Origin of the sequence: Streptomyces sp. NPDC001902, from assembly GCF_042891295.1 — a bacterium.
Taxonomy (GTDB): domain Bacteria; phylum Actinomycetota; class Actinomycetes; order Streptomycetales; family Streptomycetaceae; genus Actinacidiphila.
In genome coordinates this window covers 439561-466106 of sequence record NZ_JBIATA010000001.1, presented here as the reverse complement: position 1 = coordinate 466106, position 26546 = coordinate 439561, and the positions used below count along the sequence as shown (strand labels likewise).

General features: G+C 74.4%; 21 protein-coding genes, 1 tRNA gene and 1 pseudogene. 9 read left to right on the top strand and 14 right to left on the bottom strand.

Annotated features, from left to right (window positions below):
• Positions 1–3: 3 nt before the first annotated feature.
• Entirely contained in the window at positions 4–1158 is a 1155-nt protein-coding gene (rho, locus tag ACFYYN_RS02180) for a transcription termination factor Rho (protein WP_500544359.1), read from the bottom strand.
• 320 nt (positions 1159–1478) lie between these two features.
• Here rho and ACFYYN_RS02175 point away from each other — a divergent pair, with 320 nt between their 5' ends.
• Together ACFYYN_RS02175 and ACFYYN_RS02170 are read left to right on the top strand one after the other, a co-directional pair.
• Positions 1479–2276 (top strand): hypothetical protein, encoded by a 798-nt coding sequence (locus ACFYYN_RS02175; RefSeq protein ID WP_500544358.1) that lies wholly within the window; start codon positions 1479–1481, stop codon positions 2274–2276.
• A 16-nt stretch (positions 2277–2292) separates the two neighbouring features.
• Positions 2293–2637: a hypothetical protein gene (locus tag ACFYYN_RS02170; protein WP_500544357.1), complete on the top strand. Its 345-nt coding sequence runs from the start codon at positions 2293–2295 to the stop codon at positions 2635–2637.
• On the opposite strand, the pseudogene ACFYYN_RS02165 reads toward ACFYYN_RS02170, so the two are convergent.
• The 3 genes and pseudogenes from ACFYYN_RS02165 to ACFYYN_RS02155 all read right to left on the bottom strand — a co-directional run bounded on the left by ACFYYN_RS02165 (position 2627) and on the right by ACFYYN_RS02155 (position 4648).
• Positions 2627–3269, bottom strand: a pseudogene (locus ACFYYN_RS02165) (L,D-transpeptidase family protein). The gene ACFYYN_RS02170 and the pseudogene ACFYYN_RS02165 sit on opposite strands and share 11 nt — an antisense overlap.
• Before the next feature lie 22 nt (positions 3270–3291).
• Positions 3292–4134 (bottom strand): hypothetical protein, encoded by an 843-nt coding sequence (locus ACFYYN_RS02160; RefSeq protein WP_500544356.1) that lies wholly within the window; start codon positions 4132–4134, stop codon positions 3292–3294.
• Complete coding sequence (locus ACFYYN_RS02155) at positions 4127–4648, bottom strand: SigE family RNA polymerase sigma factor (protein WP_499512566.1); 522 nt, start codon at positions 4646–4648, stop codon at positions 4127–4129. Before ACFYYN_RS02155 ends, ACFYYN_RS02160 begins: the two co-directional genes overlap by 8 nt.
• A gap of 230 nt (positions 4649–4878) precedes the next feature.
• Here ACFYYN_RS02155 and ACFYYN_RS02150 point away from each other — a divergent pair, with 230 nt between their 5' ends.
• Positions 4879–5409, top strand: a complete 531-nt coding sequence (locus ACFYYN_RS02150; protein WP_499512567.1) for a TerD family protein — start codon at positions 4879–4881, stop codon at positions 5407–5409.
• A 73-nt stretch (positions 5410–5482) separates the two neighbouring features.
• On the opposite strand, the gene gdhA is transcribed toward ACFYYN_RS02150, so the two are convergent.
• From gdhA to ACFYYN_RS02135, 3 genes are all read right to left on the bottom strand, one after another.
• Positions 5483–6829: an NADP-specific glutamate dehydrogenase gene (gene gdhA, locus ACFYYN_RS02145; protein ID WP_500544355.1), complete on the bottom strand. Its 1347-nt coding sequence runs from the start codon at positions 6827–6829 to the stop codon at positions 5483–5485.
• A gap of 190 nt (positions 6830–7019) precedes the next feature.
• On the bottom strand, positions 7020–7529 hold the full coding sequence (locus ACFYYN_RS02140; protein ID WP_499512569.1) for a hypothetical protein: 510 nt from the start codon (positions 7527–7529) through the stop codon (positions 7020–7022).
• On the bottom strand, positions 7526–8068 hold the full coding sequence (locus ACFYYN_RS02135; protein ID WP_500544354.1) for an RNA polymerase sigma factor: 543 nt from the start codon (positions 8066–8068) through the stop codon (positions 7526–7528). Before ACFYYN_RS02135 ends, ACFYYN_RS02140 begins: the two co-directional genes overlap by 4 nt.
• A gap of 214 nt (positions 8069–8282) precedes the next feature.
• Here ACFYYN_RS02135 and ACFYYN_RS02130 point away from each other — a divergent pair, with 214 nt between their 5' ends.
• Positions 8283–8849, top strand: a complete 567-nt coding sequence (locus ACFYYN_RS02130) for an FxLYD domain-containing protein (RefSeq protein WP_500544353.1) — start codon at positions 8283–8285, stop codon at positions 8847–8849.
• Positions 8850–9065: 216 nt separating this feature from the next.
• On the opposite strand, the gene ACFYYN_RS02125 is transcribed toward ACFYYN_RS02130, so the two are convergent.
• From ACFYYN_RS02125 to ACFYYN_RS02095, 7 genes are all read right to left on the bottom strand, one after another.
• Positions 9066–11471 (bottom strand): PA14 domain-containing protein, encoded by a 2406-nt coding sequence (locus ACFYYN_RS02125; protein ID WP_500544352.1) that lies wholly within the window; start codon positions 11469–11471, stop codon positions 9066–9068.
• A gap of 286 nt (positions 11472–11757) precedes the next feature.
• A tRNA-Thr gene (locus tag ACFYYN_RS02120) sits at positions 11758–11834 on the bottom strand.
• 113 nt (positions 11835–11947) lie between these two features.
• Positions 11948–13519 (bottom strand): alpha/beta hydrolase, encoded by a 1572-nt coding sequence (locus ACFYYN_RS02115; protein WP_500322662.1) that lies wholly within the window; start codon positions 13517–13519, stop codon positions 11948–11950.
• A gap of 101 nt (positions 13520–13620) precedes the next feature.
• The gene (locus ACFYYN_RS02110; protein WP_500544351.1) at positions 13621–14643 is read right to left on the bottom strand and encodes a hypothetical protein; all 1023 of its coding nucleotides are present in this window, start codon (positions 14641–14643) and stop codon (positions 13621–13623) included.
• Between the two features lie 256 nt (positions 14644–14899).
• Complete coding sequence (locus tag ACFYYN_RS02105; protein WP_500360661.1) at positions 14900–16111, bottom strand: DNA polymerase III subunit delta'; 1212 nt, start codon at positions 16109–16111, stop codon at positions 14900–14902.
• A gap of 680 nt (positions 16112–16791) precedes the next feature.
• Positions 16792–17454 (bottom strand): hypothetical protein, encoded by a 663-nt coding sequence (locus tag ACFYYN_RS02100; protein WP_500544350.1) that lies wholly within the window; start codon positions 17452–17454, stop codon positions 16792–16794.
• A gap of 145 nt (positions 17455–17599) precedes the next feature.
• On the bottom strand, positions 17600–19636 hold the full coding sequence (locus tag ACFYYN_RS02095; protein WP_500544349.1) for an asparagine synthase-related protein: 2037 nt from the start codon (positions 19634–19636) through the stop codon (positions 17600–17602).
• Between the two features lie 772 nt (positions 19637–20408).
• On the opposite strand from ACFYYN_RS02095, the gene ACFYYN_RS02090 reads away from it, so the two are divergent.
• The 5 genes from ACFYYN_RS02090 to ACFYYN_RS02070 all read left to right on the top strand — a co-directional run bounded on the left by ACFYYN_RS02090 (position 20409) and on the right by ACFYYN_RS02070 (position 26534).
• Positions 20409–21821 (top strand): NsdA family TPR-like regulatory protein, encoded by a 1413-nt coding sequence (locus ACFYYN_RS02090; protein WP_500544348.1) that lies wholly within the window; start codon positions 20409–20411, stop codon positions 21819–21821.
• Between the two features lie 375 nt (positions 21822–22196).
• Positions 22197–23417, top strand: a complete 1221-nt coding sequence (lhgD, locus tag ACFYYN_RS02085) for an L-2-hydroxyglutarate dehydrogenase (protein WP_500544347.1) — start codon at positions 22197–22199, stop codon at positions 23415–23417.
• 12 nt (positions 23418–23429) lie between these two features.
• A complete protein-coding gene (trmB, locus tag ACFYYN_RS02080; protein ID WP_500322651.1) occupies positions 23430–24188 on the top strand; it encodes a tRNA (guanosine(46)-N7)-methyltransferase TrmB in 759 nt (252 codons plus the stop codon).
• 79 nt (positions 24189–24267) lie between these two features.
• The gene (locus ACFYYN_RS02075; RefSeq protein WP_500544346.1) at positions 24268–25842 is read left to right on the top strand and encodes a PrsW family intramembrane metalloprotease; all 1575 of its coding nucleotides are present in this window, start codon (positions 24268–24270) and stop codon (positions 25840–25842) included.
• 41 nt (positions 25843–25883) lie between these two features.
• Entirely contained in the window at positions 25884–26534 is a 651-nt protein-coding gene (locus tag ACFYYN_RS02070; RefSeq protein WP_500544345.1) for a DUF6230 family protein, read from the top strand.
• The last annotated feature ends 12 nt before the right edge of the window (positions 26535–26546 follow it).

Here is a 26546-nt window from a genome sequence, read left to right as displayed (position 1 = left end):
GGGTCAGGCGGCCGGCACCGTGCCGCGGATCTGCCGCAGGAAGGCCGCGTTGTCCGGGGTCGCCCGCATCCGCTCCAGCAGCGTCTCGAAACTCCCCGCACCACGCAGCACCCGCCGCAGACCGCGCGCGGCCGCCAGCTCCGCAGGGCTGAGGAGCAGTTCCTCACGCCGGGTCCCCGACGGGCCGACGTCCACCGCCGGGAAGACCCGCCGGTCGGCCAGCCCCCGGTCCAGCCGCAACTCCATGTTGCCGGTGCTCTTCATCTCCTCGAAGAAGTAGTCGTCGGCGCGCGAGCCGGTGTCGACCAGCGCGGTGGCGAGGATGGTCAGCGAACCGCCCTCCTCCGCGAGGCGCGCCGAGCCGAACAGCCGCTTCGGGCCGAGCAGCGCCGCCGCGTCGACACCGCCGGACAGCGTCCGTCCGCCCGAGGACGCCGCGTTGTTGTGCGCCCGGCACAGCCGGGTGAGGGAGTCCAGCAGCACGACCACGTCCCGGCCGGTCTCGACCAGGCGCTTGGCCCGCTCGACGGCCAGTTCGGCAACGGCGATGTGCTGCTTGGGCGTGCGGTCGAAGGTCGAGGCGACGACCTCGCCCCGCACCGCCCGCCGCATGTCGGTGACCTCCTCAGGTCGTTCGTCCAGGAGCACCACCATCAGGTGGCACTCGGGGTGGTTGTCCGCGACGGCGTCGGCCAGCCGCCGCAGCAGCATCGTCTTGCCGGCCTTCGGCGGCGCCACGATCAGCCCGCGCTGGCCCTTGCCGACGGGGGCCAGCAGGTCCACGACACGGGTGGTCAGGCCGCCCTGCGGGCACTCCAGGCGCAGCCGCTCGGACGGGTGGAGCGGGGTCAGGTCCGCGAAGTGCCGCCGCCCGCGGGCCAGGCCGGCGGGCAGCCCGCCGACCTGGTCGGCCCGTACGAGGGCGCGGGAGCGACCGGCCGTGGCCACGCCTTCGACGGCGTCGCCCTTGCGCAACCCGTGCCGCCTGATGACCTCCGGCGGCACCGGGACGTCGTGCGGACCCTGCGCGTAACCGGCGGTGCGCAGGAAGCCGCGCCCGCCCTCGACGTCGAGGACCCCGGCGACGGCGACGTGCCGTTCGCCCGAGGGAGAGGAAGCAGGAGCGGGGGTGGGGGTGGTGGTGGGAGCTGTGGACATACGTGGTCCTCGGGGGAAGGGCGCGTACGGCGGCGGAATCGGCCGGCCGCCGGGACACGCGGCGCAAGAGGCGGAGCCTCGGGGAGATCGCCGACGCGGGGCGCGGGCGAAGGGGAACATCGCAGTGGACTGCGGGAGCGGACCGCCGGGCGGTCACGCGGGGAGCACCGGCGCCGAAGAGGGGCGCACAGCCGTGCTCCTCGCACTGTAGCACCACGACCCCGGGCGGGGGACCGCCGCAATGTCGCGAACCTGTCACACCCCGGTCCGGATACGGCACGGCCAACCGCCCCGGCCCCGGGGGCGGTTACGGTCGCCGGGTGAAGTCCGTGCCGATCGCCGCCGTCGCCGTGGCCGCGCTGCTGGCCGTCCCCGCGTGCACGGCGCCCTCCGGCGGACGACCCTCCCCCGCGACCGCCTCCGCCGACGGACAGGAGGTCAGGGCGGTCATGCCCACCTGGATCCACGGGCTGCGGGTCATCGGCGCCCGGGGCACCGGCGGCGCCTGCCGCTGGTCGACGAGCTACCCGTCCGTGCCGGGCGCACGGCCGCTGACCCGGACGCTCGACCGCGAGGTGCGGCGCGGGCTGCGGGACTTCCTGACCGCACACGGGCACGGTGCCGGCTGCGCGGGCGAGTTCACCATCTCGTACACGTTCCTGGCCGCCTCCGGGGACGTGCTCGGCGTCCAGCTGACGACGGCCGAGGGCACCGCCGCCGGGGACGGCACCACCTCCGGGAGCGGCACCACGACGGCCACGTACTGGTACGACGGCCGCTCCGGCGAGGTGCTGCCGGCCCTCGCCATGGTCGCTCCGGACGCGGCCGGCGACCTCGCCGGGCACCTGGTCCGGGTGCTCGCCGCCCGCGCCGGCCACGACCCGCGCGGGCTCCGCGCGCTGCAGGACCCGGCGGCCCGCCGCGCCCTCCTGGACGACCTGGCCTTCACCCGCTGCGGGAACCTGGTCGTGACGTTCGACCGGGGCGAGGTGGCGGCCCCGCCCACGGGCCGCCAGAAGGTCGTGCTCCCGCGCGCCGCCGTGGAGCCGCTGCTGTCCGCGTTCGGGCGGCGCGTCCAGCGGCAGGCGATGCGTCCCCGCCACGAGCAGGACGGCTGACACCGATACTGGACGCGTGCGCCGGACCTTCGCCCACGACGCGGTCGTGACCCTCGCCCCCGGCGGCGACGAGCGCGCCCCAGGTGCCGCGGTCACCGTCGCCTTGTGCGGTCACTGGGAGCACGAACCGCCGTGCCCCCTCGCGCCCCACCACACCGCCGTCACGGCCGGGCCCGGCGGCGCACTGCGGCTGCGCGTGCTGTTCGCGTCCGCGCCCGGCGACGAGGCCGAGGTCCGCCGCCGGATCGACGCCGCCCTGGCGGCGGGCGGACTCGGCGCCACCCACTGGGCGTTCGGCGGCTCCCGGCCGGGCGAGCCACGCCCCGACGAGGCCGCGCACGCGGCACGTCTCAGCGCGTGAGCGAGGCCGCGTCCCCCATCACGAGGACCGGGTTGCAGGGCCGGGTCCAGGGTCCGCAGCAACCGCCGCATGTGGGCCTCGGACAACGCGGCGCACCCCTGCGTGGGCCCCTCGTGGTCGACGTGGAACCAGGTGCCACCGCCCTTGTCCGCGCCCATCGGCCGGGTCCGGTCCCGCGGCGACGTGCCGGGAGTCGAACGAACCCGCCGGCGGTTCCCCCTCCAGGCCGGTGCCCCTGATGAAGAACCCACCGGAGTGGTCGTACGGCAGCCGGGTGCCCGGGTCGGCCATCAGGCCCCCGGCGTCGGTGAGGCCGAACACCCCGATCGGCGAGCGCTCGTCGCCGCTGCGGTGGTCGCCGGTCCACCCGCGCTGCCCGTTGCGCGCGGGCCATCTCGCGCCGCCGCGCCAGCCGTCGTGGATCCCCTCGTACACCACGACCCGCGACCGGGACGCGTTCCGGCCACGCCGGTCACCACGACGACCTGGCGCGCGTCGTCCGGAGGTGACCGCGGCGGACGAATTCGGGCATGACGACGCCTTTCGTCTCGACCACGGGAGAGAGCGATCGAAGAGAAGCACCTGGCCGGAGGGACTCCGTGGAGCGGACGGCCCGGTCCCCGGCCGGTCAGCCCAGTGGGTCAGCCCAGTGGGTCAGCCCGTGCCCGTACCGGTCGGACGGTCCGGACCGGTCGGCCCGCCGGGGGACGCCGAGGTGTAGCTCGCGGCCTTGAGGCCGGCCGTGACCGCGGCGATGGTGTCCTTCGTCGTACGGTTGAAACAGGCGCTGACCACGAGACCGACGGAGGACGCGGGGTCCGGGTCCTCCCCCCAGGCCGTGAGCTCCCACTGGCCGCCGAGCGCGCGGCAGCCCTCGCCCGCGGACGCCACGCCCTTCACCACGAACCGGCCGGACCCCGTGCCGTCGCCCACGGGCGCCCCCACCTGTTCGAAGGCGATCAGCACCCCGCCCTCGGCGACCTTGTCCACGGGCGGGCAGACCGGGTAGCGGATCATCTCCTGCTTCGTGCACCCGCTGCGCTCGTGGAGCGGTCCGGAGCCGACGAACCCGACCACCAGGCCCCGCGGGTCGGTGGTCACGAGGGACCGCCAGCCCTCGCCGGGCAGTTTCAGCGTCAGCCCGGACAGCGCGTCCAGGCTGACCAGCGCGTAGCCGGGGTGCGTGCTCCCCGTCGACGTCGGCAGGGGGGACCCCGGGGCGGGCACCGCGCGGGACGGGGAAGCGGCGGGGAGGACCTGCTGCCCCCGGGGCGTCACGGGACCCGCGGGCTGCAGCAACGCAGCGGCCACCACCGCCGCCGCCGTGACGCCGCCGACCGCGGCCAGCGCCCCGGCGGCCACCCGGCGCCGCCTGCGCCGCCGTACCCGCCGCCTGATCTGCGCCATCCGGTCGTGGGGCGCGGTCGGCTGCGGCACGGCGCGCTCCAGCAGCACGCTCAGCTCCCACTCCTCCTCCGGCTCTGGCTCCTCATCCACACCGCTCACCACCCTTCGCCAGGCTCGGCACCGCCGCGACCTGCCCCCGCAGCATGGCCAGCGCCTTGGCGGCCTGGCTCTTCACCGTGCCCGGCCGGCAGCCCAGCACCTCGGCGGTCTCCTCGACGCTCAGGTCCTCGAAGTAGCGCAGCACGACCACCGCCCGCTGCCGCGCGGGCAGCCGGCGTATCAGCACCGCGAGCGACTGCTCCAGGTCGACCGAGGCGAAGGGGTCCGCCACCGCCGTCACCGTGTCCGGCACCTCGCCGTGCGGCACCTCGCCCCGCCAGCGGCGCTGCCACCACGACGAGGCCGTGTTCACCAGGGCCCTGCGCACGTACGCTTCCGGGTTCTCCGCGGCTATGCCCCGCCACTTCGGCCACACCTTGGCCAGGACCGTCTGCAGCAGGTCCTCCGCCAGGTGCGTGTCCCCGGTCAGCAGCCAGGCGACCCGCAGCAACCGCGGCCCGCGCGCGGCGACGAACTCCTCGAAGTCCGTCTCCGCATCCCTCACCGTGGTGTCCTTGCCATCGTGTTCCTGTCCGTGCTCCCAGCAGCCTCACACCCGCATGAACCGTCTGGGACCCCGGACCGGTTGCCAGGAATCCGGGATCGCCCTCGTTCGTTGCCGCCTCGGACGGGCGCGCGACACGCGCTCGTCCCCCAACTGACGGCAGATGAAAGGGCGTTCCCTGTGACAGCCGCCTCCGCAGCCGACCAGCCGGAAGCAAGGAGAGCCAGCCAGTGAGCAATGTCACCAAAGGCCTCGGCAAGGTCGAGGTCCGGCTCAAGTGGGACCCCAGCCCGCTCGGCGCACCCGCCAGCGACCTGGACATCGTCGCGGCCACCTACAGCGCCGCCGACCCGCACGGCGTCCCGGCGTACCTCGTCCACTTCGACAGCCGCTCCCCGGACGGCACCATCACGCTCAACCGCGACAGCAAGACCGGCAAGGGGCTGGGCTTCGACGAGATCATGACCCTCGAACTCGACCGGCTCGGTGCCGCCTACCACCGGGTCGTCGTCGGCGTCGTCGTGCAGCAGCGCGACGGCCGGATGACCTTCGGCGACGTCGCGGGCACCGGCGTGCACGTGGTCGAGGGCCACACCGACCTCGCCGCCTCCGACCTCGGCGAGGTCGCGGCCGCCACGGCCGCCACCGTCGGCGAGTTCCGCCGGGGCGACTCCGGCGAGTGGCGCTTCCGCTCCGGCGTCCGCGGGTACGACGCCGATCCGGTGGCCTTCGCCCGTGTGATGGGCGGCGACGCCTCCTGATCGCCGCCGGGAACGCCCGTGCCCTCCCGCGCGCGTCGCGGGAGGGCACGGGCACCACCACTGGGGGCGGGCTCTAGACGACGCCCTGCGCCGTCATGGCCTCGGCCACGCGCAGGAAGCCCGTGACGTTGGCGCCGAGGACGTAGTCGTCCGGCGTGCCGCCGTACGCCGCGGCGGTGGCCCGGCAGTGGGTGTGGACGTCGCGCATCACCTGCGCGAGCCGGGCCTCGGTCCGCTCGAAGGTCCACAGCTCACGGGAGGCGTTCTGCTGCATCTCCAGCGCCGAGGTCGCCACACCGCCCGCGTTGGCCGCCTTGCCCGGGCCGAAGAGCACGTCCGCCTCCCGGAACACCTCGATCGCCTCCGGGGTGCACGGCATGTTCGCGCCCTCGGCGACCGCCAGCACGCCGTTCTTCACCAGCGTCCCGGCGTCCTGCCCGTCCAGCTCGTTCTGCGTGGCGCAGGGCAGCACGACGTCGCACGGCACGTCGAAGACCGAGCCGCGCTCGGAGTACCGCGCCGAGGGCTTGGCCTCCGCGTACGCCGACAGCCGCGCCCTGCGCACCTCCTTGATCTCCTTCAGCAGCTCCAGGTCGATGCCGGCCTCGTCGACGACGTAGCCGCCGGAGTCCGAGCAGGCCACCACCGAGCCGCCCAGCGCGCGCACCTTCTCGATCGCGTAGACGGCGACGTTGCCCGACCCGGAGACCACCGCCCTGCGCCCCTCGAAGCCCTGCCCGCGCGTGGCCAGCATCTCGGCCGCGAAGTACACCGCCCCGTACCCCGTCGCCTCGGTCCGCGCGTGCGAGCCGCCCCAGGCGACGCCCTTGCCGGTCAGCACGCCCGCCTCGAAGCGGTTGGTGATCCGCTTGTACTGCCCGAAGAGGTAGCCGATCTCCCGGCCGCCCACGCCGATGTCCCCGGCCGGCACATCGGTGTGCTCGCCCAGGTGCCGGTGGAGCTCGGTCATGAACGACTGGCAGAAGCGCATGACCTCGCCGTCGGAACGGCCCTTGGGGTCGAAGTCGGAGCCGCCCTTGCCGCCGCCGATCGCCAGCCCGGTCAGCGCGTTCTTGAAGATCTGCTCGAAGCCGAGGAACTTCACGATGCCGAGGTCCACGCTCGGGTGGAAGCGCAGACCCCCCTTGTACGGGCCGAGCGCGCTGCTGAACTCCACCCGGAAGCCCCGGTTGACCTGCACCCGTCCCTGATCGTCCACCCACGGCACCCGGAAGATCACCTGCCGCTCCGGCTCGCACATCCGCTCCGCGATCCGGGTCCCCAGGTACTCCGGGTGCCGTTCCAGCGCCGGCGCCAGCGAGCGCAGCACCTCCCCCACCGCCTGGTGGAACTCCGTCTCGCCGGCATTGCGCCGGCAGACGTCCGCGTAGACGGCCTCGATGTGAGCACTGACGTTCATGCGCGCCTTCCCTCGTCCGATGTCCCGGACGCGCTCGCCGTGGCGCCGCGTCCGGCCGTTGCCGTGTCAACGAGTACGGATGGAAGAAAGCAAGGTGTCACCCGGAGCAACTCCGCACACCGAAAGTCACCGGGTCACCCGTACGGGCCGCGCCCTTTTGGTAGGGGCGCGGCCCCGCGACGCGGACGGGCTACCCGACGGGGATCGGCCGGGCCCCGATGCGGGCGCAGGCCTGGTCCTGGTCGAGGCCGTCGGCGGGCCAGACGACCTTGCCGGCGGCGCCGGGGTGGTAGCAGGCCGCGAAGGACGTGGGGACGGGCTCGGACGGGCCCCACATCTGCTCCCAGCGCCCGGCGCAGGCCTTGCCCGGGTCCCTGGGGTCGAAGGCCTTGATCGCGTCGGACGGCAGACCCGAGAGGTCCGCGTCGCGCGACAGCGTCCGGGCGCACATCACCTGCGCCCCGGCGTCCTTCCCCCACGGCAGTCCCCCGGCGACGGCGACCACCCCGCCGCCGGCCAGCGCGGCGACGACCGCGCCGCCGGCCACGGCGACCCGCAGCGACCGCCGCCGCGTGCTCCGCGGCGCCGCCCGGTCCAGCACGGACCGCAGCGTCTCCCGCCCGTCCGCCGACCGCGCCCAGCCGTCGGCACCCTGCGGGCGCAGCTCCCGGACGGCGTCCAGGACAGGGTCGTTCGTCATGCGTGTACCTCCGAATCGAGCGGGGTGAAGGATGCGGGTCGCGGCTCCAGGGCCGCGCGGAACCTCTTGCGGGCCCGGTGCAGCCGCAGCGCGTAGGCCGCCCTGCTGCAACCCAGGGCCTTGGCCGCCTGCTGCGCGCTCAGGTCGTACCAGCCCGTGAGCAGCAGCACTTCGCGGTCGCTCTCGGACAGCGACATCAGCACCCGGAACACGCGCTCACGGTCGCCTATGCGGTCCTCGAACACCTCCTGCGGCGCGCGGTCCATCACCGCGGCCATCCGTGCCGCGAGCGCCTGCCTCCGCAGGTCCGACCGCACCCGGTTGGCGAGCAGCCGGCGCGCCGCCGCCAGCAGCCAGGGCAACGCGTCCTCCGGTACGGACCGCTGCTTGCGCCAGGCCAGCAGGAAGGTCTCCGAGAGCACGTCCTGCGCGGTCTCGCGATCCGTACGGTGCATCAGGTAACCCATCACCTTGTCGGCATGGGCCTCGAACCACTCCTCCACGATCCCGTGCCCTCGCGGACCCTCACGTGCCGTCATGCGCACCCTTCCCTCCCAGAACAGGCTGTCACTGGGGAATGTCCGGCACGGCCCCGCCGATTACAGCGCCACCCCGGCGGCGCGTCGGCACGTCCGACGAGTACCGATCCGTCCCGGTTCGGTCACGACGACGTCACAGACCGCGATCACGCCCGTGCGGACCGTGATGTTCTGGCACGGTTTCCCCCACACCCACACGACTCAGGGGGACGCCATGTCGACGCCTCAGCACCCGCAGCCACCCGGACCACCCGCGGGACCGCCGCAGCCGCCCGGCGGCTGGCAGGGCCCGGGATGGACGGGGCCGCCGTCGCAGCCGCGCAAGTCCAGCACGGGGAAGATCATCGGGTTCGGGTGTCTCGGCGTCGTCGTCCTGGTGATCGTCGTCGCAGTCCTCGCGACGGTGGCGAGCAGCGGCGGCGGCAGCAGCGACCCGAAGCCCGGTGCGTCGAAGGCATCGACCGACAGGGGCGGGAAGAGCGGCGGCGAGGGCCGCCAGGCCGGCCCCACCGGCGACGTGCGGATCGACTCATGCGAGGTCGACGACGTCATGCACTGGCCGAGCGCGAAGCTGACCATCACCAACCGCAGCTCGAAGACGTCCAACTACGCGGTCCAGGTCGAGTTCGTGGACGCCGGCGGCACACGCATCGGCGAGGGCTTCGCGGCGACGAACAACCTCGGCCCGGGCAAGGTCGCGAAGGAGACCGCGCAGGGCACCGGCGACGTGAAGGGGAAGGTCACCTGCCGCGTCACCGAGGTGACGCGCTACGCCTCCTGAGCACGGGTACAGCAGGGGGCACCGACGAAATGCGCTGTTCGGGAGCTCGCTTCGAGCCGACGGAGATCGTTTCCCGTGAACATCGCTGAGCAGCGACTCCCCCAGGTTCCAGCCGCGCAAGCACGCCACGAGGCAGCCGGAAGCAGCAGTCGCTGACGCTCACGTGGGAGAGGGGCCAGGAGAACCCTCCCGGCCCCTCTCATGTCACGCGTCCGGTCAGAGCCAGTCGTTCCAGATGCCGCACGCCACCGACCGGGTCAGGGCCTCGGCGCCGGAAGCGTCCTGGCGTACGACGCGGTAGTAGTACAGGCCGAGCCGGTCCTCGTGCACCGTGGTGTCCACGAAAAACGGCGTGTCACCCATCGTGCCCTCGGCCAGGGTGACGTAAGCGGCCGTGGCCGGGTCCCAGCGCTCCACACGGTAGCTCGCGAACCGGGAGCAGTCCCCGAAGCCGGAGCTCTCGGAGCAGCCGACGTACAGGTTCGGGTACTGCCCCTCACCGACCTCGGTCTGGGTCCAGCCCGGCGGCCGCGTGTCGGGCAGGGTGACCGAGACCTCGGCGGGGTGGAGGACGTCGAGCGGCTCGTCGTCGTACAGAAGCCGGTCGTCCGTGGCGGCCACCTTGTAGACGTGGGTGGCGCCGTCGGGGACCGTCGGGCAGAGGATCTCGGTCCCGGCCAGGGAGCTGCCCCTCCAGCAGTTCTCCTTCCAGACCGTCTCGCCGCTGTCCGGGTCCGTGCTGCCCTGCCACACGTGGTAGCCGCGGACGTCGGCATCGGCGGGCGGCGTCCAGGTCAGGCGGACACCGAGCGGGACGCGTTCCGCGGTCAGGTTCTGCACCGGGGCGGGACGCTCGGTGTCCGGGGTGGTCTCCGTGGCGGCCGGGCCCGGCTGGGAGACGTGCCCGTACCGGTCGGTCGTCACGACCCGGTACTCGTACGTCGTCTCCGACGCGCCCTGGACGTCCCAGCAGCTGCCGTTGACCTGCTTGTGAGCCGACAAGGGGGCGTCGCCGCCCGTCCAGGTCCAGTACGTCTTCGGGTCCTGCGACGGCTCGTCCCACGAGGTGGTCGGCTTGCACTTGTCCACGATGCGGGTCTCGCCGGTCGCGGTGTCGGTCCGCACGATCTTGTACGAGGGAAGGGGCGTTTCGTCGACGGTCCACGGGTCGACGCTGCTCCACGAGACGATCACGCCCTCGTCGAACCCGCGGGCGGTGGTCTGGAACGCGGCGATCGCCTCCGGCCGGTCGGCCATCTTCAGCGTGATCTCCGTCGGCGCGGCGGCGTTGCCCACGGCGTCCAGCGCGCGCACCGCGTACCGGTAGCTGTCGGCGACGGCGACCGACTGGCGGGGCAGCACGTCGGTCTGCGTGGTGGTGCTCGCGGCCAGGGCGTCGACGTAGCCGCCGCTCGCCGGGTCGTACTGGACGACCTGGTACGAGGCGGCTCCGGCCACGGGCGACCACACCAGATGCGGAACACCCGACCGGTACTCCACGCGCACCTTCTCGACGGCGGGCGGCGGGGTCCGGTCGGGGGTGGTGAACGTCGCGGCGGCCGAGTAGGCCGACCAGTTCCCGGCGGCGTCCCGGGCCCGGCCCCGGTAGGTGACCTTGCTCCCGTCGGCCCGGTACCCGGTGTCGCAGATCGCACCCTTGGCGCCGGCGTGGATGGTGCTCCAGCTGTTCGTGGCGGCGTCGAGCCGCTGCATCTCGTACCAGGCGATGTCGGCGGCGTTCGCCGCGGTGGTGACCAGCTCAGGGCCCGCGTAGGGCTGGTCGGCCGGGCACGAGTCCAACTCGACGAACGGCGCGGCGGGCGGCGTCTTGTCGACGGTGGTGACGAGCCGGTCGGCACTGCCGCCGGAGACGTTGCCTGTCTTGTCGACGGCCCGCACCTCGTAGTAGTAGGCCGCGCCGGTCTTCAGCAGGGTCCTGTCGGTGTACGACGTCGCGGTGGTCGTCGCGAGCGCCTTGGCGCCGTACGACGCGCCCTTCAGCCGCCGGTAGACCCGGTAGTTCGCGAGGTCCATCTCCCTGTTCCTGGACCAGGTGAACTTGGCCGCGCCGGTCGCCGTGTCGTAGGAGACGGCGGCGCCCGTCGGGGCGAGCGGCTTGACCTTGTCGGTGCCGACGGAGGTGCGCGGCGTGTAGGCGTACTTGACGTTCGCGGCGCCCGTCCAGTTGACGAAGTCGACGCGAAGCGCGTGCTTGCCGCTGGGGATCGTCACGTTGACCGTCTTCTTGACGGTGGCGGAGACGTTCTTCCACACGTCGATCTTGCGGACGCCGTCGAGGTAGACCCGTATGCCGTCCCGGGCGGACACCGTGAACGTGAAGGGGCCACCGGAGCCGAAATCGCGCGTCACCGACCAGCGCACGCCGAAGTTATTGGACGGTACGCCGGAGACGGGTGCGCCCGTGCCCCAGTTCTGGTCGATCACGGAGTCGCAGTCCGTCTTCTTCGGTGTGCCCGAGAACGTCGTGTTCGCGAAGAACTGCCGTTTGAAGACGGGGGAGTCGCAGCTCACCGCCGCGGAGGCGGGCGCGGCGGTGGCGGTGAGCACGCCGCCCGCCGCGGCCAGAACCAGGGCGGTGGCGGTGATGCGTCTGGGCTTCATCGAGTCCTTCAGGCCTGTTCGGCGACAGACGTCGATCAGACGTCGCGGAACAGGACCGACAAGAGCGTCGATTGGTTGTACGAACCTCAGCCGTACACCGGAGCGATGACGGCCCGGTTCTTCGGTGCAAGGTCTCGTGCCGCCCGGGTGGCACGCCCTGGCACACACGGAAGGGCTGCCGGCCCCGCCCGACGAGGACCTCCGGGACGACGGACTCGCCTCAGCCATGCGAAGTGCAGGAATGTCGAAGGGCCCAGGTCACCGAGGTGACCTGGGCCCTTCTTCGTGGAGCCGCCTAAGGGAATCGAACCCTTGACCTACGCATTACGAGTGCGTCGCTCTGGCCGACTGAGCTAAGGCGGCAGGCTGCCGAGACAGCTTCGCATCGGCAGCGGGCACAAGTCTACACAGTTCTTGAGGGGCCCCTGACCAGGGTGCCGTCGGGTCGGGGCGGGGCGACGGGGCCCCTCACGGGGTCAGCAGGTCTTGCCGTCCGCCGGGGGCGTGCCCTCGAGGAGGTAGCGGTTGACGGCGGAGTCGATGCAGCTGCTGCCGCGGGCGTACGCCGTGTGGCCGTCGCCGTTGTAGGTGAGCAGGACGCCGGAGTCGAGCTGGCCGGCGAGGGACTTGGCCCAGGCGTACGGCGTGGCGGGGTCGCGGGTGGTGCCGACGACCAGGATGGGGTCGGCGCCGGTGGCCTCGATGCGGTGCGGCTTGCCGGTCGGCGCGACGGGCCAGTAGGCGCAGATCAGGCTGGACCACGCGAGGTTCTTGCCGAAGTGCGGGGACTCGGCGGTGAACGCGGAGACGGACTGCTCGGCGGCCGGCGGGCCGGACAGGGCCGGCGGCAGGTCGAGGCAGTTCACGGCGGCGTTGGCGTACATGAGGTTGTCGTAGCGGCCGCGGTCGTCGCGCTCGTAGTACGTGTCGGACAGCGCGAGCAGACCGCTTCCGTCGCCCTTGTTCGCCTTGGTGAGGGCGGTGCGCAGGGTGGGCCACATCGACTCGTCGTACATCGCGGCGATCACGCCGGTGGTGCCGAGCGCCTCGGTCAGCTTGCGGTCGCTGCCGGTGTTCAGGGGCTTGGCGTCCAGCTGCTTGAAGAAGGCGTCGAGGCGGTGCCCGGCGTCGGCGGAGCTCTTGGTGCCGAGCGGGCAGTCGCGGTGGCCGACGCAGTCCCGGGCGAAGGCGTCGAAGGCGGTCTCGAAGCCGGAGGCCTGGCCGCGGCTCGCGTCGAGGGCCGAGATCGACGGGTCGACGGCGCCGTCGAGGACGAGCCGGCCGGCCTTGTCGGGGAACAGTTCGGCGTAGGTGGCGCCCAGGAAGGTGCCGTAGGACTTGCCGACGTAGTTGAGCTTGCGGTCGCCGACCAGGGCGCGGAAGACGTCCATGTCGCGAGCGGAGTCCACCGTGCTGATGTGCTTGAGCAGTTTGGCCGAGCGCTGCTCGCAGCCGCCGGCGAACTCCTTGTCGGCGGCGACGAGGGCGTTGACCTCGGCGCCGTCGTCCGGGGTGACGTCGGTCGCCGTGAAGGCGTCCATCTGGCGGTCGCTGAGGCACTCGACGGGCTCGCTGCGGGCCACACCGCGCGGGTCGATGGCGGCCATGTCGTAGCGGGAGGTGACCGCCGACGGGTAGCCGAAGGCCGCGTACTGCAGGTAGTCGATCGCGGAGCCGCCGGGGCCGCCCGGGTTGACCAGCAGGGTGCCGAGCCGCTTGCCGCCGTCCTCGGCCCGCTTCCGGGTGACGGCGAGCTTGAGGTCGCTCGCGGCGGACGGGTGGGCGTAGTCGAGGGGGACCCGCATGGTGGCGCACTGCATGCCCGGCATGTCCTTGCACTCGCGCCAGGACAGACGCTGCTCGTAGTACGGCCGGAGGTTGCCGTAGGCGTCCGCGGCAGCGCCCGAGGGCGGCGGCCCGCCGAGCGAGCCCGCCGGGGACGAGGCGGCGGCACTGTGCGTGCTGCCACCCGTCGTGCACGCGGACAGCATCAGCCCGGCGACCGCGAGGACGGTGCCGGAGGTACGGAGCAGGCGCGGGGTGTGCATCGGAGCCTCGGTTCCTCGTGGTGGTCATCTGGAGCGTATCCGGAGGGCCGGTGGCGAACCGTCCTCCACAGTCCTCATACGGGTGATTCCGGCCCGCGCCGTCAGGGACGGTCCGGACCGTCGAGCTTCTCGGTCGCGTACCCGGCGACGAGGGCGAAGAGCCGCCGCCGCGGGGCGATGCCGTCCAGCACCCGGACCCCGGCGGGCACGCCACGCACCCGTTCCCGCAGGGCGAGGGCGGAGCGCCGCGCGTCCTCCTCTCCGGAGGGTACGGCGAGCAGCAGCGCGGGGCGCGGCATGTCACCCCCGGGGTACCCGCGGTCGGTGGAGGAGTAGTACGGCGGCGGGCCGGACCGGTCGATCCCGTCGTAGCCGCCCGAGACGCCGATCGCCGCGGTGTACCCCTCGGGGTCGGTCAGCTGCTGCCGTACGACGCAGGCCGCGTCCCCGTCGGCGCCCAGCAACGCCCGCGCGGGGCGGCCGGGCAGGACGCGGTAGAGCCGGGCGACCGCGACCGGGACGGCCGCGGGACGGGCGCCCGGGCCGGTGTCGCAGTGGGCGGGCAGCACGACCACGAAGGGGTCCGCGATGCCCCGCAGCGACTGGGCGGCGAAGCCGGCGAACAGATCCGGGTCGGCGGGGTCGATGTGGGCCACGACCAAGGGGAAGTACACCCCGACGGAGTCCGGGTAGTCGTACTGCGGGGGCAGCCAGACCCGCGTGCCGTCGGACAATTCCTGGAGCGTGCCCCCGGCCGGGTGACCGAGGGTGCGCGGCGGCTCCAGCCCGGCGTCCACGGGGTCGGACGGCACCGGCCGCGGGGGTGGCGCGGACGGCGGCCGGGACGGCGGGGGCGCGGCGGCGGTGACCGGGCGGGGCGGCGGGAGCGACGGATCCGCCGGGCCGGACGGCGACCAGACGGCCAGCGTGACCGCCACCGCGGCGGCCAGCACGGACCCTGCGCCGCGCAGCACCGTGCCGCTGCGCTCGACGGGCAGTTCGTACGCGCGGCCCGCGCGCTGCTCCCACCAGTGCCGCAGCGCCGAGCGGGCGAGCGCCACCGCCACGGCCCCGGCCACGGTCAGCAGCGCGTACAGAACGACGACCTCGGCCACCTCGGGCACGTGCGGCACCACCTCGGCAGGTCCCCCACGGTGCTTCGGGCACGGGCGCGGCACCCGCGCCGGAGGCAGGGGGGAGCGCACCCCGTGCGCTGGGATCACCCCCGCGGGGACAGCGGCCGGGGGCACCGCACAGCAGCCTGCGGCAAGGCCGGGCGCACCGGGGAGCGGCGACGCGCGAGCGCCGCAAACGATCACCCGTCCGCCGGATGATCAAGGCGCGGGGGCGGTCCGCGCGGCCGGTCCCGCGCGCCGGCGGTCAGCCCGCGCGCAGGGCCAGCGTCATCGCCTCGACGGCCAGCAACGGCGCGACGTTCCTGTCCAGGGCCCCACGGCAGGCGAGCACGGCCTCGATGCGGCGCAGCGTGTTCTCCGGCCGCGAAGCCGCCGCGATCCGCTCGACGGCGTCCCGCGCCTCGACGTTCGCGATGGCGACGGACGTGCCGACCTGCACCGCCAGCACGTCCCGGTAGAAGCCCGCCAGGTCGGTGAGGGCCAGGTCGAGGGTGTCGCGCTGGGTACGGGTGGACCGGCGCTTCTGCCGGTCGGCGAGCTCCTTCATCACGCCCGCCGTGCCGCGCGGCATCCGGCTGCCCGCCCCCGCGGCCGCGCCGAGCGCCGTGCGCAGCTCCTCGGTCTCCTTGGCGTCCATCTCCTCGGAGACCTGCTTGGCGTCCTCGGTCGCCGCGTCCACCAGCTCCTGCGCGGCCTTGAGGCAGCCCCCCACGTCGTCCACGCGCAGCGGCAGCCTCAGCACGGCCGCGCGGCGGGTGCGCGCCCCCTCGTCGGTGGCGAGCCGGCGGGCGCGGTCGATGTGCCCCTGCGTGGCACGGGCGGCGGCCTCGGCGATCACGGGGTCGATGCCGTCGCGCCGGACCAGCACATCGGCGACCGCGTCCACGGGCGGGGTGCGCAGCACCAGGTGCCGGCAGCGCGAGCGGATCGTCGGCAGCACGTCCTCGATGGAGGGCGCGCACAGCAGCCACACCGTCCGGGGCGCGGGCTCCTCCACCGCCTTGAGCAGCACGTTGCCGGCGCCCTCGGTGAGGCGGTCGGCGTCCTCCAGCACGATCACCTGCCAGCGGCCGGAGGCGGGCGACAGCGTGGAGCGGCGGACGAGGTCGCGGGTGTCCTTGACGCCGATCGAGAGCAGGTCGGTGCGGACCACCTCGACGTCGGCGTGCGTACCGACCAGGGTCGTGTGGCAGCCGTCGCAGAAGCCGCAGCCCGGCGCCCCGCCCAGCGCCCGGTCCGGGCTCACGCACTGCAGCGCGGCGGCGAAGGCGCGGGCGGCCGTGTCACGGCCCGCGCCGGGCGGGCCGGTGAACAGCCAGGCGTGCGTCATCTTCGACGCCGTCGGCAGCGCGCTGCGCGCGGCAGCCGCCGTCACGAAGGCGTCGGCGTCCCGTGCGGCGGCGGCCAACTGCTCCGTCACCCGGTCCTGGCCGACCAGGTCGTCCCATACCGCCATCTGCCCGCCCGTCCTGTGGTGCCGCTGCCCTTGCGTTGTCCGGCCCCACCATTGTCGGGTACGCCACGGACACCCTGCGGGGCGGGCGGGGGTTCCCCTTGCGGCCCGTTGTTGTGTGCGGGTCGTTTGCGCCTGCGGCGGGCGCCCCCCGCCCTCCCGCCCTCCCCCAGCCTTCGGCCGGGGGGACCCCCACCTCGGCGCTCGCGGCGCTGACCCCTACCGGCCGTCAGTCGCCCACACGACCGAAGGGGGTGTGGCGGGGTGCCCCCACAGGCGACGAGCGGAGCACGCGGCGCCGGACGGGGTTCAGAAGGCGGTCCGGGGTTGCCGCAAGTGCCTTTCTGAACCCCCACCGGCCGTCATGCGCCCTGACAACCGGAGGGGGTGTGGCGGGGTGCGCCCATGGGGGTCCCCCCGGCCGAAGGCTGGGGGAGACGAGCGACGGACCCGGGCGCCGAATGATGTGGACGTAAACCGCGAGCGCTGTGGGGGTCCCCCCGGCCGAAGGCTGGGGGAGTGCGCCGGCGCGGCCCCGACCCAGGCACACGATGCGCAGGCCCGCGCTGACCGCGCCGGATGGGGGTCCCCCCGGCCGAAGGCTGGGGGAGGGCGGGAGGGCGGGGGAGAAACCGCAACCGCAACCACCGCGGCGCCGCACACAAAGACGGGCCGCCGACAGGTCAGCCGGAGGCGCGCCGGTGGCGGCGGGGCGCGGCAGGGGCCCGGACGGGCTTGCGGCGGAGCATCACCAGTGCCGCCACCGCGGCGATGCCCAGGGCGACCAGTACGGAGGCCACGCCCGCGGTGACGTCGGAGGGGCCGGTGGAGGTCGACGCGGAGGTGAGCCCCGCGGCGGGCAGGCCCGTGCCCGGCCCGGTGGACGCCGCCGCCGTCACCCCGGGCACGGCACCCGCGGGGGCGGAGGGGGCGGCCGCGGCGGTGCCCGGCGACGGGGTCGCCGTCCCGGCCGGGCAGGCCACCGTGAAGCGCTGCGGGTCCGCGTCGGAACCGGCCCACCGGAACCGGTAGTCGCCGTCGGCGAGGACGACGCGGCCGGTGCTCCCGGTGCCCCGGGCGCCGGTGACCAAGGTGCCGACGACCGCGTCCTCGCCCCGGGCGTACGAGACCGTCCAGTTGACCGGCTGGTCGGGGCCGAAGCCCTCGGCCTTGAAGTAGAAGGTGCACACCGTGGCGCCGTCTTCGCGCGTCCTGCCCAGTGCCTCGTCGTAGAGGCGGACCCCGGACCGGTCGGCGGGCGCGCCGGAGGCGTGCGCGGCCAGGCCCAGGAGGGCCGCGGCGGCGGCAGCGGCGGCGAGGGCCGCCGCCGTGGTACGGATGCGCATGTTGAGAGTGTCCCGGAGACTCGCGCGGAGGGCTGCGCCGGGGTCCTTTTCCGGCCAGTGACATATGTGGAGCAACGGCGTCCATATCCCCCCGGACGGCGCATCCGTGGGGCGCACGTCCCGTCAGATGACCGCCGGCGCCGGCCTACAGCGACAGCCGCTGCACCCCGGTGGCGACCGCGCGCTGTTCCGGCACCTCCGTGCCCGTCCAGCAGGAACCGCGCCGGGCCAGCAGCCGGCGCAGCCACACCTCCGTGGCGACCAGGTCGGTGAGCCCGTCGACGGGCACCGGTTCGCCGTCCGCGGCGGCACGCAGGGCGGCCCGTACGACGCGGGCCTCGACGAGCCCGGCGTCCGCGAGCAGCGGGGCCTCGAAGAGGTCGAGCAGGTCGTCGACGGCGGCCCGCAGGCCCGCGCGGACGGCGACGGCCGTGGAGACGTGGGAGTTGGCGCCCCAGCCGGGCGGCAGTTCGCGGATGCCCGCGCCCGCCAGGACGGAGCGCAGGATCGTGGTGCGGGCGCCCGGCTGGACGCGCAGCGTCTCGGGCAGCGCCCGGCAGGCCCGCACCACCTGGTTGTCCAGGAAGGGCGCGTGGAGCCGCTGGCTGCGCACCTCGGCGGCCTGCTCGAAGACCCGGTGGTCGGCGGCGTGCCGGGCGAGCGCGGCGCGCGCCCGGCGCTCTCCGGGGCGCTCCACCGTCGTGCCCGGCCGGGAAGCCGCCTCCTGCAGGCGAACCGATACTTCGGCGAGCGCCTCGCCGGTCAGCCAGCGCGCCGCGGGGCCCGGCCGGCACCACGCGAGGGCCGCGAGCGACGCGGCCAGGGCGTCCCCGTGCTCCTCGAAGCGCCGGGCCAGCAGGCGTGCCGCGGCGTCCTCCACGCCCTGCCGGTAACTGGTGCGGGCCAGCCGCCGCGCCGCCCGGTACACCGTGAACGGCACGAACACCGAGCGCCCCGAGGGCCCGTCCGCCCGCGCCAGGGCCGTGACGGGACGCAGCAGGCCGCGCCGCCGACGGTCCATCAACAGGTCCGCCAGGCGGGCCGGATGGGCGTCCAGCACCTGCCGGGCGCCATGCCCCACGAAGTGGTCGGCGCCGCCGGCCGCCAGGCGCCGCCGGTGCCGTTCCGCGGTGACCAGCGAGGGGCCCGGCTCGTCGGTGAGCGGCCCGCTGTCCAGGAGGTCGGCGTACGGCAGGGACTCCGGCCCGCCCGGTACGACGACGTGGTGCAGCCGGGGGTCGGCGGCCATGCTGCGGGCGCGCTCAAGCTCGGCCTCGCGCCCGTGGACCCCGCCCGTGGCCAGGTCGTTGAAGGTCACCGCCAGCAGGCGCTGCCCCGCGGCGGAGCCGTGCCCGAGCGGTGTGCCCGGCATCCCCGGCAGGCCCGCGGCGAGCAGGGCGAGCGTGGAGGAGGCGCTGCCCCCGGACAGGTCGGCGCCGATGCCCGGCGCCGGGGCCTCGCCGGGGTCCGGTACGAAGCGGGGCTGTGCGAGCCGCGTCCGGACGGCGTCGACCAGGGCGTCCCGTATGCCGGCGAGCGCCCGGTCCGGGTCGGCGGAGGCCGCGGGGGTGCCGGCGACGGCGAGGGAGGCGGTGGGCTCGTAGCCGCTGACCTCGGGCACCCCGTCGCGCATGATGAGCGCGTGCCCGGGCGGCACCCGGCGCACCCCGGCGTACGGGGTGCCCTCGCCGAGCGCCTCGGGCGAGTCCGGGCAGGCCAGCAGCGCCGCCAGGTAGGTCACGTCCAGGGCGGCCTCGGTGAGGTCGGCCAGCGGCAGCGCGGCCGTGCCGTACGCCGTGCCCCGCGCCCACTGGGTGTGGAACACCGGCCGGGCGCCCGCGAGGTCGCCCAGCACCGTGACGCGGCGGCCGATCTGCAGGACGCAGGTGTAGCTACCGGCCCAGGCCGTCAGATGGCGCAGCGCCCCGCCGCGTGCCGCGAACAGCCCCACCCGCAGGTCGGCGTCGGAAGCGGCGCAGCGGCCCAGCACGGCCAGCCGCGCCACGGAACCGTTCTCGGCGTGGGCGATCCGCACCTCGTCGGGGCGCCAGTCGCCCACCATCCACAGCGGATCGGGGTCGCCCCACAGGAGTTGTGCGCCGACGGGCTGCAGGGTGCGGCCGGCGCGCGTGCCGGGAACCTGTCCCACGGCAGCGCTGCTCCACCCCACCAACCACCGCATCGCCGCCTCCACAGGTCGTGGATTACGTGGGCCACCGTGGCCAACCGGCCCCGCGGCAGGCCGAACTGCCGCCCCGTCCGAGGAACATGCTGCCACGGAGCGGCGCACAAAGAGGCGCATGAGGACATGGTTGAGCGCCGGACCGCGCGTCACGCGCGGTCCGGCGCGGGCCGGTTCGGCCCAACTCCCCCTTGATCATGGTCACTTGGAACGGGCCACCGGATTTCAAACGTCATCTTCCGGTCAATGTCCGGGCAGCCCGCATTCGTCCGTTCTGCGACGTGTGGGGGTCGCGGTCCGGGAGGCGTGGCGCACCTCCCGGACCGGTCCGCCACCCGCGGGGATTGTGGTGGCGGAGCCCCCTGACCCGCCACAACCCCCCATAGCCGCACATGAGAGCCGCGGGCCAACCCACCCCACCATGGAACCCCTACCGCCCGAACCGGCACAGAGCGCGCGGATGGGCGCACAGCCGCATACGCCGGTAGCACGCGCCACCAGCAGGAGTCGCCAGGCCGCATTCAGGGCAGGAATCTCGCCATCCGGGACAACAGCTCTTAACGGGCGGGATACGGCGAACTACGCTGGGTTCACCCGAGAAGCGATGGTCCCGGCAGCTCGGGGTCCGGCGCATGCCCGGTGGCGGGCTGCGGCGGACCCGGCACGCCTCCACAAGAGGCGCCGGGCCAGCCGTTGTTGTGCGTCGAGAGGGTGTGACAGGCGTGGCAGGCGTACGCGGCCCTCGCGCTTACGGCGAGAGGTGGTAGTGGTCATGACCAAAGAACCCCGAGGGCCCAACGAGAAACTCGGCACCCTTCTCGCCCTGGCCGGCATCAGCAACGCGGGACTCGCCCGCAGGGTCAACGACCTCGGCGCCCAGCGCGGTCTGACCCTGCGGTACGACAAGACCTCCGTCGCCCGCTGGGTCACCAAGGGCATGGTGCCGCAGGGCGCCGCCCCGCACCTCATCGCGGCGGCCATCGGCAGCAAGCTCGGCCGCCCCGTGCCGCTGCACGAGATCGGCCTCGCCGACGCCGACCCCGCGCCCGAGGTGGGCCTCGCCTTCCCCCGCGACGTCGGGGAGGCCGTCAAGTCCGCCACCGACCTGTGGAAGCTCGACCCCGGCCGGCGCGGCCCGGGCGGCGGCGGCATCTGGCAGAGCCTCGCCGGCTCCTTCGCGGTCAGCGCCTACGTCACGCCGGCCTCCCGCTGGCTGATAACCCCGGCCGACGCCCGCGTCGCCCGCGAGGACCCCGCCCCGGGCACGCACCACGTCGGCCACTCCGACGTCGCCAAGCTCCGCGAGGCCGCGGAGGACGCCCGGCGCTGGGACTCCAAGTACGGCGGCGGCGACTGGCGTTCCGGCATGGTCCCCGAGTGCCTGCGGGTCGAGGCGGCCCCGCTGCTGCTCGGGTCGTACAGCGACGAGGTCGGCCGCTCCCTCTTCGGCGCCACCGCCGAACTCACCCGGCTCGCCGGGTGGATGGCCTTCGACACCGGCCAGCAGGAGGCCGCCCAGCGCTACTACATCCAGGCCCTGCGGCTCGCGCGCGCCGCCGCCGACGTCCCCCTCGGGGGCTACGTGCTGGCGTCGATGTCGCTCCAGGCCACGTACCGCGGCTTCGCCGACGAGGGCGTGGACCTGGCCCAGGCCGCCCTCGAACGCAACCGCGGCCTCGCCACGGCGCGCACGATGTCCTTCTTCCACCTCGTCGAGGCCCGCGCCCACGCCAAGGCCGGCGAGAGCGCCGCGTGCGCCACGGCCCTGGCCGCCGCCGAGTCCTGGCTCGACCGCGCCCGCGACGGGGACGCCGACCCGCCCTGGCTCGGCTTCTACTCCTACGACCGCCTCGCCGCGGACGCCGCCGAGTGCTACCGCGACCTGCGCATGCCCGGGCAGGTGCGCCGCTTCACGGAGACGGCCCTCGCCCGGCCCACGGAGGAGTTCGTGCGCTCGCACGGGCTGCGGCTCGTCGTCTCGGCGGTCGCGGAACTGGAGTCCGGCAACCTGGACGCGGCCTGCGCGGCCGGGGTCAAGGCGGTGGAGGTGGCCGGGCGGATCTCGTCGGCCCGGACCACGGAGTACGTGCGGGACCTCCTGCACCGGCTGGAGCCGTACGGGAACGAGCCCCGCGTCGCGGAGCTGCGCGAGCGGGCCCGCCCCCTGCTGGCGGCCCCCGCGTAGCCCTCCGGGGTGCGGGGGGTGCCCGCTTGCGGCCGGTTGTTGTGTGCGGGTTGTCTGCGCCTGCGGCGGGCATCCCCGCCCTCCCGCCCTCCCCCAGCCTTCGGCCGGGGGGACCCCCACAGCGCTCGCGGTTTACGTCCACATCATTCGGCGCCCGGGTCCGCCGCTCGTCTCCCCCGGCCGAAGGCTGCGGGAGGGCGGGGGATGCCCGCCGCAGGCGCAACGCACCCGCACGCAGCCACCGGGCAGCCCGGCACAGCCGCCCGCAGGCGCAAACGACCCGCACGCAACGACCTGGCGCGAACAACACGCCCCGCCGACAGGTTTGCACGCGGCGCGGACGGGCCAAGCCTTACGGGGGAGGTGACCGCGCGCATGGACACCACGGACGTCGTCGTCATCGGCGCCGGAATCGTCGGCCTCGCGACCGCGTACGCGCTCACGCGCACCGCCCCCGGCACGTCCGTCCTGGTCCTGGACAAGGAGGACGGCCCCGCCCGCCACCAGACCGGCCACAACAGCGGCGTGATCCACAGCGGCATCTACTACCGCCCCGGCTCCCTCAAGGCGCGGTACGCGACGCAGGGCGCCGCCGAGATGGTGAAGTTCTGCGCCGGCAACGACATCCCGCACGACGTGACGGGCAAGCTGATCGTCGCCACGGAGCGGGACGAGCTCCCCCGGCTGCACGCCCTCGTCCAGCGGGGGCGGCAGAACGACATCCCGGTGCAGGAGCTGGGCCCGGCCCGGATCGCGGAGCGGGAGCCGCATGTACGCGGCCTGGCGGCGATCCACGTCGGCACGACGGGGGTCTGCGACTTCACCGCGGTCGCCGCGGCCATGGCCCGCCTCACGACCGAGGGCGGCCGCGCCGACGCGCGCATCGCGTACGGCACGGAGGTCCGCGCGATCCACCGCGACGGGCCGAGCGTGATCGTCGAGCCCCACGACGGCCCGCCCGTCCGGGCCAGGGCGCTGGTGAACTGCGCCGGCCTGCACTGCGACCGCATCGCGCGCATGGCCGGGGAGGACACCTCCGGCGTCCGCATCGTGCCGTTCCGCGGCGAGTACTACGAGCTGCGCCCGGACCGCGCCGACCTCGTCCGCGGACTGGTCTACCCCGTCCCCGACCCCGCGTTCCCGTTCCTCGGCGTGCATCTGACCCGCGGCTTCGACGGCTCGGTGCACGTCGGCCCGAACGCCGTCCCCGCGCTGGCCCGCGAGGGCTACCGGCGGCGCACCGTGCGCCCGCGCGACCTCGTCGAGACCGCCGCCTTCCCCGGCACCTGGCGCATCGCCCGCCGCCATTGGCGCTACGAGGCCGGCGAGATCCGCCGGTCGCTGTCGAAGCGGGCCTTCGTGGAGTCCGTGCGGCGGCTGCTGCCCGCGGTGACCGCCGACGACATGGTGCCGGCCGAGGCCGGGGTGCGGGCGCAGGCCGTGCTGCGCGACGGGACGCTCGTCGACGACTTCCTCATCACGGGCGACGGGCCCTTCGTCCACGTGCTGAACGCCCCCTCGCCCGCCGCGACGGCCTCGCTGCCGATCGGACGGGAGATCGCCCGCAGGGCACTGGCGGTGCTGGGGCGTACGTAAAATCGACGCATCATGTCGAAGCCCCGCACCCCCCACTTCCCGGGCGGCCCCGCCTCCCACCCGCATCCGGACGCGCACACCGAGCAGCGCATCCGCACCTTCCACCCGCGCCGCGGCCGGGTAACCCACGGCCAGCGGGCGGCGCTCGAGCGGCGCTGGGCGGACTGGGGCGTCGACCTCGACGGCACGCCGCTGGACCTGGACAAGCTCTTCGCCGACGCGGACCTCGCCCCGGACCGCCCGGTGGTCCTGGAGATCGGCTTCGGCATGGGCGACGCCACCGCCGCGATGGCCGCCGCCGACCCGGGCACCGGCATCCTCGCCGCGGACGTGCACACCCCCGGCCAGGGCAACCTCGTCCACCTCGCCGAGCGCGAGGGCCTGCGCAACGTCCGGGTCGCCAACGGCGACGCCGTCGTCCTGCTGCGCGACATGCTCGCCCCGGGTTCGCTGGCCGGCCTGCGGGTCTACTTCCCCGACCCCTGGCCCAAGGCCCGGCACCACAAGCGCCGCATGATCCAGCCGGAGTTCGTGGCGCTCGCCGTGTCACGGCTGCGGCCCGGCGCGACCGTGCACTGCGCGACCGACTGGGAGCCGTACGCCGAGCAGATGCTCGAGGTGCTGACGGCGGAGCCCGGCCTGGCGAACGCCTACCCCACCGGCAGCGGCTACGCCGAGCCGCGTCCGGCCTTCCGCCCGATGACCAAGTTCGAGCGCCAGGGGATCGCCAAGGGCCACGTCGTCCACGACCTGCTCTTCGAGCGCCGCTGAACGTCCGGCCGGGCGGTACGCAGGGCGGTTATCCGTAACACCATCGCGCCACGCGGCCACCGCCCCGTAAGGTCATTGGGTGTCCTCGTACTCGCATTCGCCAGACTCGCCCCTCCCGAGCCCGGCGGCCCGGCCGGCCGTACCCGAGTATCCGGATCACCAGCAGCAACCGCAGTTCGCACTGCCCGCCCCCGGGCAGTGGCACTACAAGCCGCGCCGGCACTTCTGGGAGAACCGGACGTTCCGGCTCGTGGTGCTCTTCTCCGTACTGGCGCTGTGCGGGGTGATCATCCTCGCGCTGGTGCGCCGGCAGACCGGCACTGAGGGCCTCCTGGTCGGCCTCCTCCTGGCGGTCCTGCCGGTCCCGCTCCTCGGCGGGGCCTTCCTGTGGCTGGACCGGGTGGAGCCGACCCCGCTGCGCGACGCGGTCTTCGCCTTCGCCTGGGGCGCGTGCGCCGCCACGCTGGTCGCCATCCTCGCCAACGAGTACGCGACCGAGCTGCTCGCCACGACCTTCACGGCCAGCGACTCGCAGAGCGACATCTGGGGCGCCACCTTCGTCGCCCCCGTCGTGGAGGAGAGCGCCAAGGGCGCCGCCGTCCTGCTGCTCTTCCTCTTCCGCCGCCGTGACTTCACCGGGATCGTCGACGGCGTCGTCATAGCCGGACTCACCGCCACCGGCTTCGCGTTCACCGAGAACATCCTCTACCTGGGCTCCGGCTTCGCCGAGGACCAGGCGTACGGGACCGACGGCGGGCTGGGCACGACCGCGGCGATGTTCGTCGTCCGGATCGTCATGACGCCCTTCGCGCACCCGCTGTTCACCTCGCTCACCGGCATCGGCTTCGCCATCGCCGCCACCTCACGCCCCGGCCAGGCCCGCCGCTGGCTCGCCCCGCTGGGCGGCTGGCTGCTCGCGATGGTCCTGCACGGCACCTGGAACGGCTCCGCCTCGCTCAGCCCGCTCGGCTTCCTCGCCGTCTACGCGACGCTGATGATCCCGCTCTTCGGCCTGCTGGTCTGGCTCGCGATCTGGTCCCGCTCGAACGAGCTGAAGACCATCCGCACCCAGCTGCCGCTGTACGCGGTGGCCGGCTGGCTCAGCCTGCCCGAGCCCGCCGCCATCGGCTCCATGAAGGGCCGCAGCCTCGCCCGCTCCGCCGCCCGCGGCGCACAGGGCAAGGACGCCGCCCGCACCGTCCGCGAGTACGTGTCCTTCGCGACCTCGCTCGCCTTCCTGCGCGCCCGCGCCAACCGCGGGGCCGCCGGCGCCGACTTCCAGGCCCGGGAGCAGGAACTGCTCCACCACCTGTGGGAGCGCAAGGCCGTCGCCCAGCCCGCGCTCACCCACGCGGCCCACGCCATCCGCCCCGCGTTCCCGCCCCTGTACCCCTGGGCGGCGCCCCCGCCCGGAGCGCCGTACGGGCCGTACCCGCAGGTGCAGCCGTACACGCAGCCCTACGGGCAGCAGCCGTACGGCCGGCCCTGGCCGCAGCAGCCCCAGGGCCCCCACGCGTGGCCGCAGCAGCCCGCGCAGCCGGGGGCGCACCCGCAGCGGTGGGGCCCGCGCCAACCGCAGGTGCCGCCGCAGCAGGGGTGGCACCCGCAGGCCGCGGCCCCCTACCAGGACCCCCGGGGCGGACAGCACCGCTGACTCCGGTTGCCGGGCCCCGTGGCCGGGGTTGCAATGACCGTGTGAGCCCGCTGATACGACGCACGAGCCGCATCGGCCGTCCGTCCGGCCGCACCAGCTGGACGCGGACGGCCGTCGTCCTGATACCGACCCTCGCCGTCTCCACCGCCGTGGCCGTCGGCGCGGGCGCCGGGGTGGTGCCCGTCTCCCTCGCGATCTCACCGACCACGACCGCCCTGTCCGGCCAGAACATCCAGATCGCCGCCGACCGCCTGACCGGCACCGGCTTCACGCAGTACGTGACCGTCGACCACACCGCCGAGGGCGACTTCCCCCAGGCGGTCTCCGCCATCAGCTCCGCCGAACTGCACAACATGTGCCAGTCCGTGGTCGGCACCGTCCCCGGCATCGGCCAGGTCACCTTGCTGATCACCGCGGGTGGCGGCGACCAGCCCGTCCACGCGGACCAGCTGATCGTCGACACCGACGACCTGGCGGGCGACGCCGAGTTCCACGACATCCAGATCGGTGTGGACGCCTCCACGACGGACACCGAGGGCAGGGCCAAGGGCCCCGCCGGCGCCCTGGGGCAGCAGGCCGAGAGCGTCACCATCGACCACCTGCGGCAGACCACGAAGTCCGTGAGCGCGGCGACCTTCCGGCTGAACGGCCTGCACATGACGGTCAAGAAGGGCGCCGACCCCTGCTTCTGACCCGAATGGGCG

Coding starts and splice junctions, on each gene's coding strand:
- ACFYYN_RS02090 (WP_500544348.1), top strand. CDS start 20,409: ATGACCAAAGAACCCCGAGGGCCCAACGAGAAACTCGGCACCCTTCTC.
- ACFYYN_RS02130 (WP_500544353.1), top strand. CDS start 8,283: ATGTCGACGCCTCAGCACCCGCAGCCACCCGGACCACCCGCGGGACCG.
- ACFYYN_RS02105 (WP_500360661.1), bottom strand. CDS start 16,111: ATGGCGGTATGGGACGACCTGGTCGGCCAGGACCGGGTGACGGAGCAG.
- ACFYYN_RS02140 (WP_499512569.1), bottom strand. CDS start 7,529: ATGACGAACGACCCTGTCCTGGACGCCGTCCGGGAGCTGCGCCCGCAG.
- ACFYYN_RS02125 (WP_500544352.1), bottom strand. CDS start 11,471: ATGAAGCCCAGACGCATCACCGCCACCGCCCTGGTTCTGGCCGCGGCG.
- trmB (WP_500322651.1), top strand. CDS start 23,430: ATGTCGAAGCCCCGCACCCCCCACTTCCCGGGCGGCCCCGCCTCCCAC.
- ACFYYN_RS02135 (WP_500544354.1), bottom strand. CDS start 8,068: ATGACGGCACGTGAGGGTCCGCGAGGGCACGGGATCGTGGAGGAGTGG.
- gdhA (WP_500544355.1), bottom strand. CDS start 6,829: ATGAACGTCAGTGCTCACATCGAGGCCGTCTACGCGGACGTCTGCCGG.
- ACFYYN_RS02115 (WP_500322662.1), bottom strand. CDS start 13,519: ATGCACACCCCGCGCCTGCTCCGTACCTCCGGCACCGTCCTCGCGGTC.
- lhgD (WP_500544347.1), top strand. CDS start 22,197: ATGGACACCACGGACGTCGTCGTCATCGGCGCCGGAATCGTCGGCCTC.
- rho (WP_500544359.1), bottom strand. CDS start 1,158: ATGTCCACAGCTCCCACCACCACCCCCACCCCCGCTCCTGCTTCCTCT.
- ACFYYN_RS02095 (WP_500544349.1), bottom strand. CDS start 19,636: ATGCGGTGGTTGGTGGGGTGGAGCAGCGCTGCCGTGGGACAGGTTCCC.
- ACFYYN_RS02100 (WP_500544350.1), bottom strand. CDS start 17,454: ATGCGCATCCGTACCACGGCGGCGGCCCTCGCCGCCGCTGCCGCCGCC.